The sequence below is a fragment of the Bradyrhizobium sp. AZCC 1719 genome, from assembly GCF_036924525.1.
Taxonomy (GTDB): Bacteria; Pseudomonadota; Alphaproteobacteria; order Rhizobiales; family Xanthobacteraceae; genus Bradyrhizobium.
The window spans coordinates 2,022,738-2,042,165 of sequence record NZ_JAZHRU010000001.1 but is presented as its reverse complement, the minus strand read 5'-3'; the positions used below and the strand labels follow the sequence as shown (position 1 = coordinate 2,042,165).

The window sequence follows — 19,428 nt, the reverse complement described above, 5'->3', positions numbered from 1 at the left end:
CTATCCTCCTCCTTGCAGGGCGGCCCACATTTCCTGGTCGCGCTTGTCGGTCCAGATCACGGGATCATCTATTCCCGAAGCCTCGTCGAACGCGCGCGAGACGTTGAACGGCAGGCAGTGCTCGTAAATGGCGAAGCTGGAAAATTTTGGATCCATCACCTCGCGCGTCGCGGCAAAGGTCTCTTTCAGCGTTCGGCCCCTGGCCACCGAGCTTTCCGCGGCGCCATAGAGCGTCGTGACGAAGTCGCGCGTCATCGCGATCGCGTCGCGCCCGGTTGAAAGTCCCTTCAGCGCGTCGCCACGGCCCGGCGCGATCGCCTTCGGATTGAAGGCGCGAATTTCATTCAGCGTCATCGGCCATTCACGCAAATGCGCATCGCCGCAATAGCAGGCCGAGTGATATTCGATGAGGTCGCCGGAGAACATCACCTCGGCATCCGGCACCCAGGCCACGATATCGCCCGACGTATGCCCGGCGCCGAGCTGCATCAAGCGCACCTCGCGTTTTCCCAAGTAAATCGACATCTCGCCTTCAAAGGTCAGCGTCGGCCAGGTCAGCCCGGGAATGCTCTGCGCATCCTGAAACAGGCGGGGAAAACGGCCGTATTCGGAATCCCAATCCTGCTGGCCGCGCTCCTCGATCAGCCGGTAGGTTTCGGCCGACGCCACGATGCCCTGCGCCTTGTAGGCGGAGGCGCCGAGCACGCGGACGGCGTGATAATGCGACAGCACGACATACTTGATCGGCTTGTCGGTGACGGTGCGTACCCGCTCGATCACCTTGTTGGCCATCGCCGGCGTCGCCTGGGCATCGAACACCAGGCAGCCGTCGTCGCCAACGATGATCGCGGAATTCGGGTCTCCCTCGGCGGTGAACGCGTAAAGATCGGTGCCGATTTCGGAAAAGGTGATCTTCTTCTCCGCCAGATCGGTGGTGGACGCAAAACCTTTAGCCATCAATTCGATTCCTGACTTCGTTTGAGACGCGAATTACTATTGCTGTTGCTGCTGCTGTTGCTGCTGGCTCGCATCGAGCATCCGCCGAGCGGCGAGCGCAATCGCCTCCTTCAGCACATCGAGGTCGCCGATGTGATTGGCGAGGATGAGAACCAGTGCCGCATCGAGATCGGCGCTTTGCTCGTCGTTCAGTCCACGATGCGCCTCGACGATGGCGCGGAACGCGTCATCAGGCTTGGCAAAGTTCGAGCTGGTCGATAGCGCCATGACGAAACCTCAGGTGTGGCCGGCGGCACGCGCGAGCGCGGCGTCGAGTGTCGCCCGGGTCGGATGCCGAAAGCGCGCCGCGACGTAGCCATCGGGACGCAACAGATAGGTCGTGCCGGGCTCGGCGTCGTAGCGACTGGCGGCAAGACCAGCAGAATCGGCAAGGCCACCCCGGCCGCCGACCTGGATAGTGCCCAATCCTTCCGGCAGCTCCGGCGCAGCACCATTGCTAAACTCCAGCAGCGTGAACCCCGTTCCCGCCCCGATGAAAGCATCGGTGAGATACATCGGTTCGCCGCTCCGGCCTGCAACGGGCGCATCCGGCATCGACGCGCCGGGACGCGGGCCGCCGCGCCAGGAATCGCTATCGGCGGTCGAAAGCGGCGTTTCGTAGATCGAGGGCGTCGAGAGACGCCCCGCATTCACCATGCGCTTGCCGAACTCGGTTTCCCTGGCGAGCGATAGCACCGCCTTGCGCAGCCGCGCCTCCTGGTGGGAGTTGGGCGCCATGAAATCGGTCGAACGGGTGGATTCGCGGATATTCTCGTCGGCCGCGGCGCTGCGCTCGATATGATAGCTCTCGAGCAGCGCCTCGGGTGAGATGCCCTTCAGCACGCGATCGAGCTTCCACGCCAGGTTCTCGGCATCCTCGAGCCCGGAATTGGCGCCGCGCGCGCCGAACGGCGAGACCTGATGCGCGGCGTCGCCGGCAAAGATCACCCGGCCATGGACGAACTTGTTCATCCGCCGGCACTGGAATTTGTAGAGCGAGATCCATTCGAAATCGAACTTGTCGTGACCGAGCATGCGGGCGATGCGTGGCCGCACGTTCTCCGGCAGCTTTTCTACCGCTGGATCGGCAAAACGATTGAGCTGCAGGTCGATCCGCCAGATATCATCGGGCTGCTTGTGCAGGAGCGCGGAGCGCCCGGCGTGGAACGGCGGATCGAACCAGAACCAGCGTTCGGTCGGAAATGCCGCGGTCATCTTGACGTCGGCGATCAGGAACTGGTCTTCGAACACCTGACCCGCAAACTCCGCTCCCACCATTTGCCGTAGCGAGGATCGGGCGCCGTCGCAGCCGACGACATATTGCGCCGCCAGCCGATAGGGGCCGTCCGGCGTCTGGATCGTCAACACCACATGGTCGTTGCGCGGCTCGAGCCCGGTCACCTTGTTGCGCCAGCGCAGATCGATCTCGGGGAGTTCCTCGACACGATCGACCAGATAGGCCTCGGCGTAGAATTGCTGCAGGTTGATGAAGGCGGGCCGCTTGTGGCCCTCCTCGGGCAGCAGGTTGAACTGATAGAGCTGGGAGTCGCCGTGAAAGATCTTGCCGACGCTCCACACCACGCCCTTGTCGACCATGCGCTGGCCGATGCCGAGCCGGTCCCAGAATTCGAGCGAGCGCTTGGAGAAGCAGATCGCCCGCGAGCCCTCGCCGATCCGGTCAGCGTCGTCGAGCAGCACGACCGCTTGCCCGCGCTGCGCCAGATCGATCGCCAGCGACAACCCTACCGGACCTGCGCCGACCACGACGATCGCGTGCTCGGCCACGTTCGCACCCGCACGATCCTGGTCGGAGTGGCGACGATAGCCGAATTGGGTCTTAGTCAGCGCCATGCGGGTCAACCCCGTGACCAGAGATCTTGTGTCGACGCGTTTTCTTCACGCGAACCGGTATCCACCCCCGGATCACGTCCGAGGGCATGCTTCGCTCGAAAACGCTATAGCTAGCGACCTGCAACCCTGCTAAATTAGTCGCATCTGCAACTATCTTAAACCCCCGGCCGGGGCCGGCGTCAACTCAAATCGAGGCGATTCTTGCCAAAAGCGATGTCAGGCGAAATGGCGGCCGGTCCGCGGGAAGAGAGCGCGCCGAAAAGGGCCGCACGGCTGGACCTGTTCAAGTTCGTGCCGTTCCGGCTCAACCGGCTGGCGGCGGAAGTCAGCTCCGCACTCTCGGCCGAATATGCGGAGCGCTATGGGCTCGATATTCCGGAATGGCGCGTGCTGGCGACGCTCGGCTTCCGCCACGATGCCTGCAGCGCGCAATACATCGCCCACTGCACCCGCACCCACAAATCCACCATCAGTCGCGCGGTCACCTCGCTGATGAAGCGGCAGATCGTCGAGCGCGTCGAGAACGAGGACGACCGCCGCGAATTCCGCCTGCGTCTGACGCACAAGGGCGAAGCACTCTACGAAGAATTGATCCCGCGGCTGCTGCGCAGGGAACAGGAGATTCTCTCCTGCCTGTCCGCGCAGGAGCGCAAGGATTTCGCGCGACTGCTGGGGAAGGTCGAGGCAAGCCTCGACCTGGTGCAGACCAGCGAAGAGGCTGACGCGAAGGAGGCGTATTGAAACCGCCCTCTCCACGTCATTGCGAGCGAAGCGAAGCAATCCATCGCGCCGCAAGTGGAGAAATGGATTGCTTCGTCGCTGCGCTCCTCGCAATGACGGGGAGATAGCTGCGGCTCACTTCACGGCTGTCACCACGATCTCCACGATATGCGGCGGCTCGAGATCGACGCCGATGCAGGCGCGCATTGGCGGATTTTTGGTATCGACCCATTCATCCCAGGCACGGTTCATCTCGCCCTTCCGCTTGATGTCGGCGATGTAGACGATGGCCGAGAGAATCTTGCTCTTGTCCGTCCCGCACAATGCGAGGCTTTCGTCGATCCGGGCGAGCGCCTTTACGCTCTGCTCGTACATCGACGGGGTGACCGGATCGGGCGCGACAGCCACCGTGAACACCAGATCATCGTGCGCGACGGCGCGGCTGCGGGTTGGTGTAAGCCCGGCAAAGCGTTGAATCATGATCGTCTCCGATTAGCGGCCGCCAATATGTTTCGCGATCACCGGAAAGTAATTGTCCCCCGAGCCGGCATCAATCGCTTCCTGCAACACCGTGCCGACCAGCTCCGCACCGCGGATTTTCAATCCCACATCGGCCGCGAGCTCCAGCGCATAGGAAAGATCCTTCAGTGCATATTCGGTCGAGAACGCGCGCTCCGGAAAATTGCCCGGCACGATCGCCTTCATGCCGTGATTGCGCAGCGCAAAACTGTCGGCCGAGCCCTTGGATAGCGTATCGAGCAACAGCTTTGGCTCGACACCATTATGCTTCGCGACAGCGACCGCTTCGGCGAGCGCGTTGACGGTTTCGAACAGCACCATGTTGTTGAGAATCTTCGTCACCTGCCCCGCGCCAACGTCGCCGCAATGGGTGACATCAGTGGCAAAGCAACGGATCAGTGGCTCGATATCCGCATAAAGCGCGGGCGTCGCGCCAACCATCACGCTGAGCGTGCCGTCCTGCGCCGCCTGGCGCGTGCGCGCGATCGGCGCGTCGGCCCAGGATGCACCCTTGGCCTGCAGCAGCTTGGCAAACTCACGGGTTTGGCCGACTGACGACGTACCGAGATCGATGACGACCTGGCGGCTGCGGATATTCTTCAAGATGCCGTCGCCCTCGAACACCGCGCGCACATGCTTGGCACTGGGCAGGCAGAGGAACAGCAAGTCGCCTTGCCTGACGACGTCGGCGACGGAGCCTGCGGCCTCCGCGCCCTCGGCATGCAGCCGCGCCAGCGGCTCGGCCGCAAGATCGAACGCGATCACGCGCTTGCCGGTCTTCTTCACGAGATTGCGGCAGATCGGCTCGCCCATCACGCCGAGGCCGATGAAGCCGATCGTGTTGCATTCCAACATTGTTTTTCTTGAGCCTATTTTGCAAAGGAACGCGATGGCGCCAGGTGCAGCGCGAACGCATCGACCTTGTCGCTGGCGCGCGGATAGATCTCGCTCACGATCGGATCGTGGCCGGGAATGAAACGGTCGGGATGGCCGGCCAGCCGCTCGACGATTTCCCAGCCCTGCGCCATGTCGCCGACATTGTAGACGATCGGAAACGGGCTGCGCTTGTGCAAATTGGCGTAGTAATGCGAGGCGTCCGACGCCAGCACCACCGGTCCGCGCGCGGTTTCCACGCGCACCACCTGCAACCCATCGGAATGGCCGCCGACGCGATGCACCGTCACGCCGGGAGCGATCTCGCCGTCGCCGGAATGAAAGGTGACGCGCTCGCCATAGACGTGGCGCACCATCGTGGTGACGTGCTCGACCGAAAACGGATGCCGTAGCATGCCGTTGCACATGCAGCGCCCGGTCGCGTAGCTCATCTCGCGGTCCTGCAGATGAAACCGAGCATTGGGGAATCGGTCGAGATTGCCGGCGTGGTCGTAATGCAGATGGGTGACGATCACGTCACGAATCGTATCGGCGGCGACACCAAAATCGGCCAGCGCGTCAACCGGATTGAGCGTGAGTTTGCGCGAACGCGCCTTCGCCTCCTCGGCGTTGAAGCCGGTGTCGACCAGGATGTCGCGGCCGGCCCCCTCTAATCAGCCAGACGAAGTAATCCAGATCCTGCGCCGTGGTTTCGTGCGGATCGGGGATCAGAAAATTCAAATGGGGGGTGCGGGGCGACATCGTCGCATAGCGCAGGGCGTAGATCTCGTAGGCGTTTCCCATCGGTGTCACTTTTCTTTTGTGCTGAACTTGGCCGATGCTGGCAGCAAGCCATTGTCACCTACAAAGGTCAAACGCGGTGCGCGAATGACGACCGCGTGGCATTGCAGAGCATTATGTGAGAGGGGTCACATTTCCATGGTGGTCGTCACCCGCGGTTCGACGCAGCCGGGTACGGACGAAAGGGTCGTCCAGCAGATCGGGAACCGATTGCACGGACCAAGTCCGCGCGCCGAAGTGTTGCCGCCCGTCAACATCGTTTATTCCCCTTCATCCATGCGGTGCGGTCGCGGTTAATTGTCGCAATTAGTGACGAGATCGCAAGCAGTTGACGGGATGTGCGCGCGGTTTGATAATGCAGAGTGCGTAGAGTAAGGTCGCCGCGGCGCAAGCTGGTATCGGCGCCATTTTGGCTGGATTGCCGTCAATATGAAAACCCGCCTTGTATTGCTCCTTTCCCTGATTTTTGCGGTCGCGTCGGTAGCCCCGTCGCTCGCAGCCGGCGAACGGTATGCGCTGGTGATCGGCAACGCGAAATATCCGGACGCCGAGGCGCCCCTGAAGGAGCCGATCAACGACGCGCGCGACATCGCCGAAGAGCTCAAGCGCGACGGCTTCAATGTCGATATCGGCGAGAACCTGACCGGGGAGCAGATGCGCCGCGCCTTCGAGCGGCTGTACGGCAAGGTCAAGCCCGGCTCGGTCGCGCTGATCTTCTTTTCGGGCTTTGGCGTGCAGTCGAGCCGCCAGAGCTACATGATCCCCGTCGATGCGCAGATCTGGACCGAGGCCGACGTTCGCCGCGACGGTTTCAGCCTCGAAACCGTGCTGGGGGAGATCAACAGCCGCGGCGCGGGCGTCAAGATCGCGCTGATCGACGCCAGCAGGCGCAATCCGTTCGAGCGCCGGTTCCGCAGCTTTTCCGCCGGCCTTGCGCCGGTTATCGCGCCGAACGGCACGCTGGTGATGTATTCGGCCGCGCTCTCGTCGGTGGTTTCCGACAATGGCAGCGACCGCAGCCTGTTTGTGAAGGAGCTGCTCAAGGAAATCCGCACCCCCGATTTGATGGCGGAGGAAACGCTGAACCGCACCCGCGTCGGCGTCACCCGCGCCTCGCGCCAGGAGCAGGTGCCGTGGATCTCGTCGTCGCTGGCCGAGGATTTCTCCTTTATTCCCAGCGGCGGTCCGCGGCCGGCGAGCCCGCCGCCGGCTCCGGTGGCCGCAGCGCCAACGACTCCCGCACCTGCCCCCGCTCCTCCCCCTGCCCCCGCACCTGCCGCGCCCCAGGTGGCCGCGCCTGCTCCGCCACCGCCTCCTCCGGCGCCGTCGAAGCCGGTTGAAGCCGCGATTCCTCCGCCTCCGCCGGCGGCCAAGCCGGCCGAGAGCCCCAGCCCGACTGCGGTTGCGCTGGCCGACGACCCGACCATCAAGAACCTGACCACCAGGCTCAACGACAATCCGGACGATGCCGCCGCGCTGTACCGGCGCGGACAGGTCTATGCGAGCAAGGGCGCCTACGAGCTCGCCATCAAGGACTTCAACAATTCGCTGCGGCTGAATCCGAAGGATGTGGAAGCTTACAACAACCGCTGCTGGGCCCGCACGGTGATCGGGGACCTGCAGGCAGCGCTGAAGGATTGCAACGAGGCGTTGCGGCTGCGGCCGAATTTCGTCGACGCGCTCGACAGCCGCGGCCTCGTCAATCTGAAAAGCGGCCAGAACAAAAATGCAATTGCTGATTTCGACGCGGCCCTCAAGATCAACCCGAGATTGACGTCATCGCTGTACGGCCGCGGCCTTGCCAAGAAGCGCAACGGCTCGATTTCGGAAGGTGATCTCGATATTAACAATGCGAAGGCGATGGACCCCAATATCGTCAAGGAATTCGCCGATTACGGGGTGCAGTGACGATTTTTTAGGTAGAAGGCTGGCGACGCCTCGAACCCTGCGGCGGGCGCCCAGACTAAAGAAAACCAGCCGGCCCAACCAAAGGGGTCCGGCAGCTCATTTGGATGACCTTAGAACCGCGTGGGAAGCCCGCAGGAGGGGGACTGGCAATGGCAACTTTCTCAGCAACGAAAACCCTAACCGCAATCGTCTCGGTTGCAGCGCTCGGCGCCGTTTCCTTGGGTGCGGGGAGTGCGCTCGCCCAGGACAGGAACGTCACAGAGGACCAGATCATTCGCGCGCTGGTACCCGAAAAGAAGCCGCTGACCCGTGGCCTTTCGGTCGGTCCGCAGCAGACCGTCGACCCGACTGCAGCCGCCGCCGAGGGCAAATTGGTTCAGAAATTCCGCGGTCGCTCCACGCGTTCGCTTTCCATCGCCGAGCGCGAGGAAATCGCCACCATCGTCAAGGACAAGCCGAAGATCGATCTGGAAATCAACTTCGACTACAACTCAGCCGATATCAGCGCGAAGTCGCTGCCATCGGTTCAGGCGCTCGGCCGCGCGCTTACCAACAACGACCTCAAGGGCTCGACCTTTGTGGTCGCAGGCCACACCGATGCGGCCGGCGGCGAAGCCTATAATCAGGATCTCTCCGAGCGCCGCGCCGACTCCATCAAGCGCTATCTCGTCGACAAATACGGCATCAACGGCACCGATCTCGTCACCGTCGGATATGGCAAGAGCAAGCTCAAGGATCCGAGCCAGCCGCTGGCGGAAGTGAACCGCCGCGTTCAGGTCGTGAACATGGAAAACAAGGCCACGGCGTCGAACGCCAAGTAAGGGCGTGGCGCCGAGCAATAGTTTCCGGCTACAATACGTCCCGCAGCACAAATGCGGGACGTATTCGTTTTGGGCGAGATCGCAGGCCTTCGGCCAGCCAATGCGCCCTGTTTGATTTGACTTCCAGTCTGGATTGATCCGGCAATGAAATTCTCCGAATACTTCAAACCCGCGCTCGGGGTGGCCTTCGTTGCCGTTGTGGCCGTCGGCTATTACTGGTTCGAGCACCGTCCGCGCGCGGAAGAAAAGGAAACGCCGGGCCAGGCGCTGGTGATCGTGACCAAATCCACCAATGCCTGTTTCTCCGACATGGTGCGCGTCACCGGCTTTATCGTGCCGCGCCGCGAGGCCCAGATCGGCGTCGATCAGGAGGGCTCCAGGGTCACTGATCTGTTCGTCAAGGAAGGCGATACGGTTACCGAAAATCAGGAGATGGCGCGCCTCACCCCGCCGCCGCAACAGCCGGGAGCCCCGGGAGGCCGGTCTGGACCGATATCGCTTCGCGCCCCCGCTGCCGGTCTCGTCACCGAAGTCAGGACTGCCGTCGGCGCGCCGGCTTCGCCGCAGGCCGGGCCGATGTTCCGTGTCTCTGTGAACAATGAAATCGAGCTCGAAGCCGAAGTGCCGAGCGTTCATCTGCTCAAGCTCAATCCGGGTGCGACAGTACGCATCAGCCGTGACGATGCGCCCGATGTCGTCGGCAAGGTCCGGCAGATCTCGCCGCAGATCGACCGCACCACCCAACTCGGCAAGGTCCGGATTTCGCTGAACAACAATCCCTCACTCAAGGTCGGCATGTTTGCCCGCGCCAATATCGATGCCAAGCGCTCCTGCGGCGTCGCCGTCCCGCGCACTGCCATCGACCGCCTGACCCTGCAGGTGGTCAAAGGCAACACCATCGAAACACGAAAAGTGCGGGTCGGCCTGACCTCCGAAACCTCAACCGAAATTCTTGAAGGCCTCGACGTCGGCGAAATCGTCGTGGCCGATGCTGGCACCTCGCTACATGACGGCGACCAGGTCAAGACCATGTTCGCCGACGAACTCGAGCGCACGCGGGCACGCTAATGGCTTTGAACATCTCGGCTTGGTCGATCCGGAACCCGCTTCCTTCGATCGTCTTTTCGATCATTCTCCTGGTCTTGGGCTGGGTCAGCTTCACCAAGCTCGCGGTGACGCGGTTGCCGAGCGCCGACATCCCCGTGATTTCGGTCGCGGTCGCGCAATTCGGCGCCGCTCCCGCTGAACTGGAAGCGCAGGTCACCAAGACCATCGAGGACGGCGTATCCGGCGTCGAAGGCGTGCGGCACATTTCATCCTCGATCACCGACGGCCTGTCGGTGACGACGATCCAGTTCGCGCTCGAAACCAACACCGATCGCGCGCTCAACGACGTCAAGGACGCGGTCACGCGCGTTCGGGCCAACCTGCCGCAGAACGTCAACGAGCCGCTGATCCAGCGCGTCGACGTGATCGGCCTGCCGATCGTCACCTATGCCGCGATCTCGCCGGGCAAGACGCCGGAGCAGCTTTCCTATTTCGTCGACGACGTCGTCAAGCGCGCGCTGCAGGGCGTGCGCGGCGTCGCGCAGGTCGAGCGCATCGGCGGTGTCGAGCGCGAAATTCTCGTTTCGCTCGATCCCGACCGGCTGCAGGCAGCGGGGCTCACCGCCGTTAATGTCAGCCAGATCCTTCGCGGCACCAATGTCGACCTCGCTGGCGGCCGTGCTGAAATCGGCAAGAATGACCAGGCGATCCGCACACTGGCGGGCGCCAAGACGCTGAACGAACTCGCCGGCACGATGATCCCGCTGTTCGGCGGCGGCGAGGTCCGGCTCGACGACCTCGGCACCGTCACCGATACAATTGCCGATCGCCGGACCTTTGCCCGCTTCAACGGCGAACCCGTGGTGGCGCTCGGCATCAAGCGCTCCAAGGGCGCCAGCGACGTGGTGGTGGCGGAGGCCGTGCAGAAGCGCATCGATGCGCTAAAGGTCGCCTATCCCGACGTCGACCTGAAGCTGATCGACACCTCGGTCAACTTCACCAAGGGCAATTACGATGCGGCGATCTCGACCTTGTTCGAGGGCGCGATCCTCGCGGTGATCGTCGTGCTGCTGTTCCTGCGCGATATCAGAGCCACCATCATCGCCGCGATCTCACTGCCGCTGTCGATCTTCCCGGCGTTCTGGGCGATGGACCTGCTCGGCTTCTCGCTGAACCTCGTCTCCTTCCTCGCCATCACGCTGTCGACGGGCATTCTGGTCGACGACGCCATCGTCGAGATCGAGAACATCGTGCGCCACATGCGCATGGGCAAATCGCCCTATCGCGCCGCGTTGGAGGCCGCCGACGAAATCGGTCTCGCGGTGATCGCGATTTCGCTGACGATTATTGCGATTTTTGCTCCCGCCAGCTTCATGTCCGGTATCGCGGGACAGTTCTTCAAGCAGTTCGGCATCACCGTGTCGGTGCAGGTGTTCTTCTCGCTCCTGGCGGCGCGCTTCGTCACGCCGGTGCTCGCCGCTTACTTCCTGAAGGATCACCCGCACGAAGACCCGCCGCCCGGGCGCATCCTGCAGACCTACGCCAAACTCGTGACCTGGTCAGTGAAGCACTACTTCATCACGGTGCTGATCGGCTTCGGCGTCTTCGCCGCCTCGATCTGGAGCATTACGCTGCTGCCGCAAGGCTTCCTGCCGGCGCAGGACACCGCGCGCTCGCTGCTGGCAATGGAATTGCCGCCGGGCTCGCAGCTCGCCTACACCGAAAAGGTCACTGAAGAAATCGTCGCCCGTCTGCGCAAGCGTCCCGAGGTGAAGAGCATCTTCGTCGATGGCGGCCGGGTGCCGCCGGGAACGCAGGAAGTCCGCCGCGCCGCGCTGATTATCAACTACACGCCGAAGGCCGATCGCAAGATTACGCAGCGGCAGCTCGAACTCGAGATCGGCCAGGAGCTGGAAAACGTTCCCGATATCCGCTTCTGGTTCCTAGACGAAAACGGCCTGCGAGCGATTTCGCTGGTCGTGACCGGTACCGACAGCAACATCGTCAACAACGTCGCCAGCGAGCTGGCGACGCAGATGAAGCGGATCCCGATCATCGCCAACGTGATCTCGGAAACCGCGCTCGACCGCCCCGAGCTTCGGATCCGACCGCGCGCCGAACTGGCGGCACGGCTGGGCGTCTCGACCGAGAGCCTGTCGCAAACGATCCGGGTGGCCACCATCGGTGACGTCGGCCCGGCACTTGCAAAATTCGATGCCGGCGACCGTCAGGTGCCGATCCGTGTCCAGCTCGAAGACAGTGCGCGCAGCGACCTGCAGATGCTGCAGCAGTTGCGGGTGCCGCTCGGCCAGCGCGGCGAACGCGGCGGCGTGCCACTGTCTGTCGTCGCCGACATCCAGCTCGATCAGGGCCCGACCAGCATCAACCGTTACGACCGCGAACGGCAGGCAACAGTTGCCGCCGACCTCGTCGGCACCGCAGCCCTCGGCGACGCCACCAAGTTGATCTACGAACTTCCGGTCATGAAGAGCCTGCCGAAGGGCGTGAGGGTCAGCCCGTCGGGCGACGCCGAAAGCCTCAACGAACTGTCGGAGGGGTTTGCGACTGCGATCACCGCCGGCCTGATGATGGTCTATGCGGTGCTGGTGCTGTTGTTCGGCACCTTCCTGCAACCGATCACCATCCTGTTCTCGCTGCCGCTCTCGATCGGCGGCGCGATCGCGGCATTGCTGCTGACCGGCAAGCAGCTCACCACGCCGGTGTGGATCGGCATCCTGATGCTGATGGGCATCGTCACCAAGAACGCCATCATGCTGGTCGAATTCGCGAGTGCGGCGATCCGCGAGGGCAGGAAGCGCGAAGACGCGATGATCGACGCCGGCATGAAACGCGCCCGCCCGATCGTGATGACGACGATCGCAATGGCGGCGGGCATGATGCCGTCAGCGCTGGCGTTCGGCGCCGGCGGTGAATTCCGTTCGCCGATGGCGCTCGCGGTGATCGGCGGCCTGATCTTCTCCACCATCCTGTCGCTGGTATTCGTGCCCGCGATGTTCATGGTGATGGACGATTTCGGCGCCCTGTGCTGGCGCCTCGGCAAGAAGCTGATCGTCTCCAGCGCGGAGACGGAGTCTGGTGACCACGGATCGGATCATCACGGCAAGCCGCCGGCCAAGGGCCCGCCCGCGATATCGCCTGCGGCGGAGTGAGGAGCAGTCTTGGCCGATCCGAGCGATTCCCGCTACGTATTGTTCTTCCAGGGTCTGCGAGATGTGTGCCGGATGTGTAAGATTTCTACGGCGTCTCGAATTCGATAGAATATCTTGTACGGATATCGAGCGACAAATATCACCCGCACATCGGGATCATCCGTCCGATAGCCGCTGTGCGGATGGTCTTTGAGCTGCGCTACCGTCTCGCGAATGCTGGCCGCTACGTTCTTCGCACCGCCAGCAGACCGCTCTCTCAGATACTGTAGTATTTTCTCTCGATCAGAGAACGCCGCGGGCGTGTAGCGTATCCTCATCCGTCATGACGCTTGTCGGCTTCGGCAATCTGCTCATCCGACACGAATTCCGCGCGGTCGGCCTCTGCCAGTCCCTTCCCCACCGCCGCCCGCTCGTCGTCTGACATCGTATAGACGCCGGTCCGGCGCGCCTCGATCTCGCGGGCGTATTCGGCAAGCTCCTCCTGGTCCTCGAGGGGCCAGCTCTCGGCGTGCTCGAGCACTTCTTTGAGTATTCTGTTCATGCGGTCATCATATCACAGCAGGCAATGCGTGACGATGGATGGGAACCTACTCGTTCCTCGCCACCGCTGTCAGCTTGGTCATGTTCTGCAGCAAAATCCGCCCGCGCTGCAGGTCCAGGATGCCGTCCTTGCGCCAGAGCTGCAGTTGCCGGTTGACACTTTCGCGGGCGGCACCGACGAAGACGCCGAGTTGCTCCTGCGAAATGTGCACCTCCGAGCCGAAGTCGTCCGAGAGCGCGCAGAGCCGGCGCGCCAGCCGGACCGGCAGCGGCTGCAGCACGGATTCTTCCATCCGTTCGCTCTGCCAGCGGATGCGTTGGCACAAGAGCGTGATGATCTTGATCGCGACCTTGGGCTCGCGCTCCAGGAAGGCGAGGAAATCCTCGCGCCGCAGCACGAACAGTTCCGACGGCTCGCCGGCGGTGGCGTCCGCGGTGCGGCTCTGGCCGTCGAGCACGGCGACTTCGCCGAAGAGATCGCCGGAGCCCATGAAATTCAACGTCAGGCGGCTGCCGTCGGAGGCGCCGGTTTCGATCCGGATCTGGCCGCGGCGGACGCCGTACAGGGCGTCGCCGGGATCGCCCTTCTGGAACAACATTTCGCCGACGCCGAGCTGCTGGGTATGGCAAAGGCCGGAGATGCGCTGCAATTCGTCGGCGCCCAAATCCGCAAACATCGGGTTCATTTTCAAAATGACCGCAAATTCGGCCTGTTTAGTCATTTGTATTGCCTTCCAGATCGGCTCCACCGCCCCCGAACGCCGTTAGCAGGATTCCCCTGCCCGCAAGTGTGTCATAAGTCACATAACTTTGCAGTACGCCCGGATTATTTTTGGCTGCTTTGGGCGCTATCCCTTTCCGGGATAAGCTCGCCCGACCGGTTGCGACGGCGTGTCGAGCCACCGAAATAAGAGCCGTTTGCGCGGTCTGGAATGTCGATATGAGAGCACTGAAAATTGCCGGCGCCATCATTGCCGCCGTGATCGTCGTCATCGCGCTGCTGCTGGTGATCGGCATCCCCTCGGGCTACCTGAAGGCCGAGATCCAGGAGCGGATCGAGCGCGAGACCGGCTACAAGCTCGCCATCAATGGCGGCGCCAAGATCGGCCTGTGGCCACAGCTCAACATCCGGCTGAACGATGTCACGCTGCAGGATCCCAGGGATCGCGACATCAACCATCGTTTCACGGCCTCGAGCATCGAGGCGGACGTGACGCTGGCAAGCCTGTGGGCCGGCCGGCCGCAGATCACCGAACTCGTCATCATTCGCCCGGTGGTGAATTTGCCCCTGAAGCGCGAGCGCGTGAGGGAGGCCAATCCTCCCTCGAAGCCCGCCGGCGGCAAGACGGCGGACGCCTTTTCGATCGAGCATGTCAGCGTCACCGGCGGCACCATCGTGTTCTCCAATTTGCGCGACCGCGTCGAGAACAGGATCGAGACCGTCAACGCCGACATTACGATTGATGCCGACCGCAAGGTTACGCTGACCGGCAGTGCGCGCAGCGGCGGCCATCCGCTGAAATTCGAGGGCAAGGCGGCGCTGCCCGCGGCCCCGATCGAACGGCAGAATATTCCGGCCGAGATCAAGATCGACGCGCCGGGCCTGTTGCATGCCCAGCTCACGGCCAAGGCCGAAGCCCGGCTCAACGGCTCGGTCGTGATGATCAACGGCGTCACCGGCGCGCTCGGCGATGGCGCGTTCAACGGCTGGGCCTCGGTCGATCTGTCGAGCAAGCCGCTGGTCAAGCTCGACCTCGATTTCCAGAAGCTCACGGTCCCGATGTCGCGCAGCACCGATTCTTCCTCAGGCCAGCCCTGGAGCAACGCGACGATCGACGTCAACGGGCTCAACTACGTCGACGTGCAGGCGCGCATTTCCGCGGCCGAACTCAAGATCGGCGACGCGCGCTTCACCCCTGCCGCGATCGACGCCACGCTCGCAAGCGGCGTCTTGGAGGCGCAGGTTTCCAATGTCGGCGCCTATGACGGCAACGCCAATGGCGACCTGACTGTCGACGTCTCCACCGCCAATCCCACTTATGCGATGCGGGCCGACCTCACCGGCGTGCGTGCGCTGCCGCTGCTGGATGGCCTTGCCGACTTCGACAGGCTCGACGGCAGGATGCAGGCGAAGATCAGCGTGCGCTCCAACGGCACCAGCCAGCGCGCGATCATGTCGAACATGGCGGGCACCGCCTTCGTCGTGTTCCAGGATGGCGCCATCAAGGGGCTCAACGTCGCGCAGATGATCCGCTCGCTCACGGCGAGCACCTTGTCCGGCTGGCAGGCGAGCGATGAGAAGGCGACGGATCTGTCGCAGTTGTCGGCGTCGTTCAAAATCGACAAGGGGCAGGCGCAGACTACCGATCTCAATCTGGTCGGCCCGCTGGTGAAGATGACCGGCGTCGGCACCATCGATCTCGGCACCAAGCAGATCGGCTTCCGTGTCGAGCCGAAACTGGTGATGACCACCGAAGGCCAGGGCCGCGCCAGCGATCCGGTCGGGCTCGGCATTCCCGTGATGATCGAGGGACCGTGGGGGAGCCCACGGATCTATCCGGAGATGCAGGGCATTCTCGACAATCCGGAGGGGGCCTATGCCAAGCTGCGGGAAATGGGCAAGGGCCTGTTCGGCCAGAACGGCGCCGGGCTTGGCGCTGCCATCGGCAACCTGCTCGGCGGCGGACAACAGGGTGCGGCCGGCGGCCAGGGCACTACGCCGGGCACCGGCCAGCCTGGCGGCAAGCCGAATGATCCGCTCGGCGGCCAGCTTGGTGAGACCATCGGCAATCTCATTCAGGGATTGGGTGGATTGGGCCAGAATCAGCCGCAAGGCGGCACACGCCCGGGCGGTCAACGTAGCCTGACGCCGACCTCGCCCGCCGAGGCGCCAACCCAAGCCGCGCCGGCCGAGCCGGCAACTCCCGCACCGCCGAGCGATACGACGGCGCAGCAGGACAGCCAGCCGATGAACGAGGTGTTGCGGCAGTTGTTCAATCGGTGAGGCCCACGGCCCCGTTTCCTGCCTAAATCGGGGCTAACCATGCTGGCGGAGGGCCCGCCGGCTCCCTCAATTCGTGCTAAACAGGCCCTCATCCGGGGCCCCCGATAGAGGCCGGCCCCGCAGCAAGCGACGAACGGATGCGCATGCTCTAAGGCGTGGCGCACGAGGGTCCGGATGAGCGAGGGCAACGACAGAGCAAGATTTCTGCGCGAGGGGCTGTTTGCCAAATACGTCGTCGCGCTGGTCGGGCTTGTCGTGTTCGTGCTGGCCATCAACGGCGCGATGGAAATCTGGATCACCTATCGCGGCATCAAGAGCTCGCTCCACGACGGCATGTCCGACAAGGCGGAGGCGACCGCGAAGCGGATCGCGCAATCGATCTCCGAGCTGGAGCGGCAGATCTCCTGGGTGACGCGCGCCTCCTCCAACACGCTCGACCTGCGGCGCGCCGACTACACCCAATTGCTGCGGCAGGTGCCGCAGGTCAGCCAGCTCTCGCTGCTTGGCAGCAACGGCCGCGAGCAGCTCCGCCTGACGCGGCAGACTGTCACGCTCGGCAGCAACGCCGATTTTTCCCGCGATGTCCGCTTCACCGAAACCGTTTCGCGCGGCACCAGCTTTGCGCCAGCCTATCTGCGCGACCAGCAACCGTTCATGTCGATCGCGCTGTCGCATGCCGACGGCAGCATCACGGTCGCCGAAATCGACCTCGATTTCCTCTCCGAATTTTTGATCGACGCCCAGGTCGGCAAGGTGGCGTATGCCTATGTCACTGACGCCAAGGGCGAGGTGCTGGCCAGGTCCTCGAACGGGCCCGAGGTCGGCAAGAATCTGTCGGCGCTGCCGCAGGTCGCTGCCGTCAGCAAGCCCGGCGGCGTGGCGCCGGCGTCGGGTACCGATGCCAATGGCGACGCCGTGCTGACGACCTCGAGCCTGGTGCCGAAACTGGGCTGGCGCGTGTTCTTCGAACAGCCGACGGCGCAGGCGCTTACGCCGATCCGCGACCAGTTGGTGCGGATCGCGCTTTTGATCGCGCTCGGCCTGGTGGTCGCGATCATCGCCGGCACCATCATGGCGCGACGCCTGCTGGTGCCGATCACGGCGCTGCAGGCCGGCGCGCGGCGGCTCGGCGCCGGCGATTTCGGCCACCGCATCGAGGTGAAGACCTCCGACGAATTGGAGGAGCTCGCCAACCAGTTCAACGGCATGGCCGGGCAGCTCGCCGAGACCTATTCGAACCTCGAAGCCAAGGTGAACGAGCGCACGCGGGATCTCGCGCAATCGATCAACGAGCTCAAGGTGCTCGAGGAGGTCGGCCGCGCGGTCGCCTCCTCGCTCGATCTCAACGCCGTACTGCCGACGGTCGCCGCGCGCGCGCTGGAGATCACCCATGCCGACGCCGTGCTGATCTACGGCTATGACGCCGGCAATCACCAATTCAGCCTGACCGAGGCCATCGGCATCGACAAGGCGGCCGAAGGCCGCCATCGCGCCATCGACGCCGACCATTCGCCGCTCGGCGAGGCCGCAACCAGCGGCGAGCCGATCGCGATCCCACAGCTTGGCGCGACGGCCGAGCATCCGCTGCGCGATGTCGCGATGGAAGCAGGCTTCCATTCGGTGCTGGTAGTGCCGCTGGTCGACCAGACCGGCATTTTGGGATCGCTGGTGGTGCTGCGGCGGAACGAGGGCGAATTCTCCGCCAACCTGATCGGCCTGATGAAGACGTTTGCGCACCAGGCGGTGCTGGCGATGCGCAATGCGCGGCTGTTTACCGAAGTGGACCACAAGAGCCGCGAGCTGCTCGACGCCAACGACATCGTGCGCGAGCAGGCGAGCAAGCTGCAGGAGCAGACCGACCAGCTCCGCGACTGGAATCGCTCGCTGGAGGAGCGGGTGGAGACGCAGCTCGGCGAGATCGAGCGCATCCGGCGGTTGGAGCGTTTCCTGGCGCCGCAGGTGGCGCAGCTTATCGCCTCCTCCGACGGTCATGAGGGCCTGCTCGACAGCCACCGCCGTGAGGTGACGGTGGTGTTCTGCGATTTGCGCGGCTTTACGGCGTTCACCGAGACCACCGAGCCGGAAGAGGCGATGAACGTGCTGCGCGAATATCACGCCGCGCTCGGCGAACTGATCTTCAAGTACGAGGGCACGCTCGACCGCTATGCCGGCGACGGCGTGATGATCCTGTTCAACGCGCCGATCCAGTTCGAGGACCACACCGCGCGCGCGGTGCGGATGGCGGTGGAGATGCGCGACACCATTGGCAGCTTGACCGAGAAGTGGCGCAACCGCGGCCACAATCTCGGCTTCGGCATCGGCATCGCGCTCGGCTACGCCACCCTCGGCCAGATCGGTTTTGAGCAGCGCCTGGAATACGCCGCGATCGGCAGCGTGACCAATCTTGCGTCGAGACTCTGCGACGAGGCCAAGGCCAACCAGATCGTGGTGAGCCGGCGCGTCTATGGCATGGTCGAGCCATGGGTCGAAGGCCAGCCGATCGATGATTTGAATTTGAAGGGATTCAATCATCCGATTTTGGCCGCGGAGATCACCGCCTGGCGCGAGTCGGTCGACAACGTCGTCGATGCCGCCGCAGCGGCGGCGCGGATGAAGAAGAAATCGTAATGCGCGGGTTGCTTACCCTCCCCTGGAGGGGGAGGGTGAGCTAGCGCCTGATTCAATTTTCAAATAGCCACACACACCAAATCCTCCCGCAGCGCCGTTGCGCCCGAGGATTTGCTTCATTCACCGCCCCATGAAAACAAGAGGGCACAGGGAAGACTGGGTGCTCGACGCACCCGCCTGTCAGTGCCAGCCGGGCTGCTGCATTCGCGCGCGGGTCTGCGCCAATTCTTCGAGGCTGCTGTCGATCTGCGTGCGGTACATGCCGAGATCCTCGAGATGGCGATCGTCGAGCTTGCGCAGGGCCTCGCGCATGGCGTGCCGTTCGTGGCGCGCAATGACCGCTGCGAGGAAGCGGTTGACGAGACGGCGCAGGCGCGCGAGCCAAACCGCAGTTCGCCAGGCAAATGGCCTGGTGGCGGAGGTCGGAATGGTGGTCAGCATAGTCATGGCTATTTTCTTTCAAACAGTAGTCGGAACCCGGTGAGCTTGCCTGGCACGCTTTCTATCGAAGGCCTGCTGCCAGCATGGTGTCAGCAGGCTTCGGTACGTA

The 19,428-nt window shown here is 63.5% G+C and carries 16 protein-coding genes and 1 pseudogene; 7 read left to right on the top strand and 10 right to left on the bottom strand.

Translation table 11 applies throughout. The annotated features are described in order from the left end of the window. The 3 genes from V1292_RS09720 to V1292_RS09710 are packed head-to-tail and all read right to left on the bottom strand — an operon-like array spanning position 1 to position 2,847. Positions 1 to 957 (bottom strand): MBL fold metallo-hydrolase, encoded by a 957-nt coding sequence (locus tag V1292_RS09720; RefSeq protein WP_065747787.1) that lies wholly within the window; start codon positions 955 to 957, stop codon positions 1 to 3. 36 nt (positions 958 to 993) lie between these two features. After that, complete coding sequence (locus V1292_RS09715; protein ID WP_065747788.1) at positions 994 to 1,224, bottom strand: DUF2783 domain-containing protein; 231 nt, start codon at positions 1,222 to 1,224, stop codon at positions 994 to 996. 9 nt (positions 1,225 to 1,233) lie between these two features. Then, positions 1,234 to 2,847, bottom strand: coding sequence for an FAD-dependent oxidoreductase (locus tag V1292_RS09710; RefSeq protein WP_334372106.1), 1,614 nt, complete (start codon positions 2,845 to 2,847; stop codon positions 1,234 to 1,236). 213 nt (positions 2,848 to 3,060) lie between these two features. Between V1292_RS09710 and V1292_RS09705 the strand changes: the two genes are divergently transcribed. Then, positions 3,061 to 3,588 (top strand): MarR family winged helix-turn-helix transcriptional regulator, encoded by a 528-nt coding sequence (locus V1292_RS09705; protein WP_442895606.1) that lies wholly within the window; start codon positions 3,061 to 3,063, stop codon positions 3,586 to 3,588. 114 nt (positions 3,589 to 3,702) lie between these two features. Here V1292_RS09705 and V1292_RS09700 read toward each other — a convergent pair whose 3' ends face one another. From V1292_RS09700 to V1292_RS09690, 3 genes and pseudogenes are all read right to left on the bottom strand, one after another. Beyond that, a complete protein-coding gene (locus tag V1292_RS09700) occupies positions 3,703 to 4,047 on the bottom strand; it encodes a RidA family protein (RefSeq protein WP_334372104.1) in 345 nt (114 codons plus the stop codon). A gap of 12 nt (positions 4,048 to 4,059) precedes the next feature. Further along, positions 4,060 to 4,941: an NAD(P)-dependent oxidoreductase gene (locus V1292_RS09695; protein WP_334372102.1), complete on the bottom strand. Its 882-nt coding sequence runs from the start codon at positions 4,939 to 4,941 to the stop codon at positions 4,060 to 4,062. Positions 4,942 to 4,955: 14 nt separating this feature from the next. Next, positions 4,956 to 5,763: pseudogene (locus tag V1292_RS09690) on the bottom strand (N-acyl homoserine lactonase family protein). 426 nt (positions 5,764 to 6,189) lie between these two features. Here V1292_RS09690 and V1292_RS09685 point away from each other — a divergent pair. The 4 genes from V1292_RS09685 (at position 6,190) to V1292_RS09670 (ending at position 12,706) form a co-directional block, all read left to right on the top strand. Then, complete coding sequence (locus tag V1292_RS09685; RefSeq protein ID WP_334372100.1) at positions 6,190 to 7,668, top strand: caspase family protein; 1,479 nt, start codon at positions 6,190 to 6,192, stop codon at positions 7,666 to 7,668. 149 nt (positions 7,669 to 7,817) lie between these two features. After that, positions 7,818 to 8,489, top strand: coding sequence for an OmpA family protein (locus V1292_RS09680; RefSeq protein ID WP_334372099.1), 672 nt, complete (start codon positions 7,818 to 7,820; stop codon positions 8,487 to 8,489). A gap of 144 nt (positions 8,490 to 8,633) precedes the next feature. Further along, complete coding sequence (locus V1292_RS09675) at positions 8,634 to 9,557, top strand: efflux RND transporter periplasmic adaptor subunit (protein WP_028352008.1); 924 nt, start codon at positions 8,634 to 8,636, stop codon at positions 9,555 to 9,557. Then, complete coding sequence (locus V1292_RS09670; RefSeq protein WP_334372097.1) at positions 9,557 to 12,706, top strand: efflux RND transporter permease subunit; 3,150 nt, start codon at positions 9,557 to 9,559, stop codon at positions 12,704 to 12,706. The genes V1292_RS09675 and V1292_RS09670 overlap by 1 nt, the downstream gene beginning before the upstream one ends. Positions 12,707 to 12,738: 32 nt before the next feature. Here V1292_RS09670 and V1292_RS33835 read toward each other — a convergent pair whose 3' ends face one another. The 3 genes from V1292_RS33835 to V1292_RS09660 are packed head-to-tail and all read right to left on the bottom strand — an operon-like array spanning position 12,739 to position 13,968. Then, a complete protein-coding gene (locus tag V1292_RS33835; RefSeq protein WP_442895508.1) occupies positions 12,739 to 13,023 on the bottom strand; it encodes a type II toxin-antitoxin system RelE/ParE family toxin in 285 nt (94 codons plus the stop codon). Next, the gene (locus V1292_RS09665) at positions 13,020 to 13,247 is read right to left on the bottom strand and encodes a hypothetical protein (protein ID WP_334372096.1); all 228 of its coding nucleotides are present in this window, start codon (positions 13,245 to 13,247) and stop codon (positions 13,020 to 13,022) included. Before V1292_RS09665 ends, V1292_RS33835 begins: the two co-directional genes overlap by 4 nt. Positions 13,248 to 13,293: 46 nt before the next feature. Then, on the bottom strand, positions 13,294 to 13,968 hold the full coding sequence (locus V1292_RS09660) for a Crp/Fnr family transcriptional regulator (protein ID WP_334372095.1): 675 nt from the start codon (positions 13,966 to 13,968) through the stop codon (positions 13,294 to 13,296). A 218-nt stretch (positions 13,969 to 14,186) separates the two neighbouring features. Between V1292_RS09660 and V1292_RS09655 the strand changes: the two genes are divergently transcribed. Together V1292_RS09655 and V1292_RS09650 are read left to right on the top strand one after the other, a co-directional pair. Beyond that, positions 14,187 to 16,250 carry an AsmA family protein gene (locus V1292_RS09655; protein ID WP_334372094.1) on the top strand — a complete coding sequence of 688 codons (2,064 nt, stop codon included), beginning with the start codon at positions 14,187 to 14,189 and terminating at the stop codon, positions 16,248 to 16,250. A gap of 174 nt (positions 16,251 to 16,424) precedes the next feature. Next, positions 16,425 to 18,878: an adenylate/guanylate cyclase domain-containing protein gene (locus tag V1292_RS09650; protein ID WP_334372092.1), complete on the top strand. Its 2,454-nt coding sequence runs from the start codon at positions 16,425 to 16,427 to the stop codon at positions 18,876 to 18,878. Between the two features lie 180 nt (positions 18,879 to 19,058). Here the strand turns inward: V1292_RS09650 and V1292_RS09645 are convergent, their stop codons facing one another. After that, a complete protein-coding gene (locus tag V1292_RS09645) occupies positions 19,059 to 19,325 on the bottom strand; it encodes a DUF1127 domain-containing protein (RefSeq protein ID WP_334372090.1) in 267 nt (88 codons plus the stop codon). Positions 19,326 to 19,428 lie beyond the last annotated feature (103 nt).

What these genes read in the sequence shown, in the direction of transcription:
- V1292_RS09655 (WP_334372094.1), top strand. Translation starts at nt 14,187, where the DNA reads ATGAGAGCACTGAAAATTGCCGGCGCCATCATTGCCGCCGTGATCGTC.
- V1292_RS33835 (WP_442895508.1), bottom strand. Translation starts at nt 13,023, where the DNA reads ATGAGGATACGCTACACGCCCGCGGCGTTCTCTGATCGAGAGAAAATA.
- V1292_RS09670 (WP_334372097.1), top strand. Translation starts at nt 9,557, where the DNA reads ATGGCTTTGAACATCTCGGCTTGGTCGATCCGGAACCCGCTTCCTTCG.
- V1292_RS09665 (WP_334372096.1), bottom strand. Translation starts at nt 13,247, where the DNA reads ATGAACAGAATACTCAAAGAAGTGCTCGAGCACGCCGAGAGCTGGCCC.
- V1292_RS09705 (WP_442895606.1), top strand. Translation starts at nt 3,061, where the DNA reads ATGTCAGGCGAAATGGCGGCCGGTCCGCGGGAAGAGAGCGCGCCGAAA.
- V1292_RS09710 (WP_334372106.1), bottom strand. Translation starts at nt 2,847, where the DNA reads ATGGCGCTGACTAAGACCCAATTCGGCTATCGTCGCCACTCCGACCAG.
- V1292_RS09685 (WP_334372100.1), top strand. Translation starts at nt 6,190, where the DNA reads ATGAAAACCCGCCTTGTATTGCTCCTTTCCCTGATTTTTGCGGTCGCG.
- V1292_RS09715 (WP_065747788.1), bottom strand. Translation starts at nt 1,224, where the DNA reads ATGGCGCTATCGACCAGCTCGAACTTTGCCAAGCCTGATGACGCGTTC.
- V1292_RS09660 (WP_334372095.1), bottom strand. Translation starts at nt 13,968, where the DNA reads ATGACTAAACAGGCCGAATTTGCGGTCATTTTGAAAATGAACCCGATG.
- V1292_RS09700 (WP_334372104.1), bottom strand. Translation starts at nt 4,047, where the DNA reads ATGATTCAACGCTTTGCCGGGCTTACACCAACCCGCAGCCGCGCCGTC.
- V1292_RS09695 (WP_334372102.1), bottom strand. Translation starts at nt 4,941, where the DNA reads ATGTTGGAATGCAACACGATCGGCTTCATCGGCCTCGGCGTGATGGGC.
- V1292_RS09720 (WP_065747787.1), bottom strand. Translation starts at nt 957, where the DNA reads ATGGCTAAAGGTTTTGCGTCCACCACCGATCTGGCGGAGAAGAAGATC.
- V1292_RS09645 (WP_334372090.1), bottom strand. Translation starts at nt 19,325, where the DNA reads ATGACTATGCTGACCACCATTCCGACCTCCGCCACCAGGCCATTTGCC.
- V1292_RS09650 (WP_334372092.1), top strand. Translation starts at nt 16,425, where the DNA reads ATGAGCGAGGGCAACGACAGAGCAAGATTTCTGCGCGAGGGGCTGTTT.
- V1292_RS09680 (WP_334372099.1), top strand. Translation starts at nt 7,818, where the DNA reads ATGGCAACTTTCTCAGCAACGAAAACCCTAACCGCAATCGTCTCGGTT.
- V1292_RS09675 (WP_028352008.1), top strand. Translation starts at nt 8,634, where the DNA reads ATGAAATTCTCCGAATACTTCAAACCCGCGCTCGGGGTGGCCTTCGTT.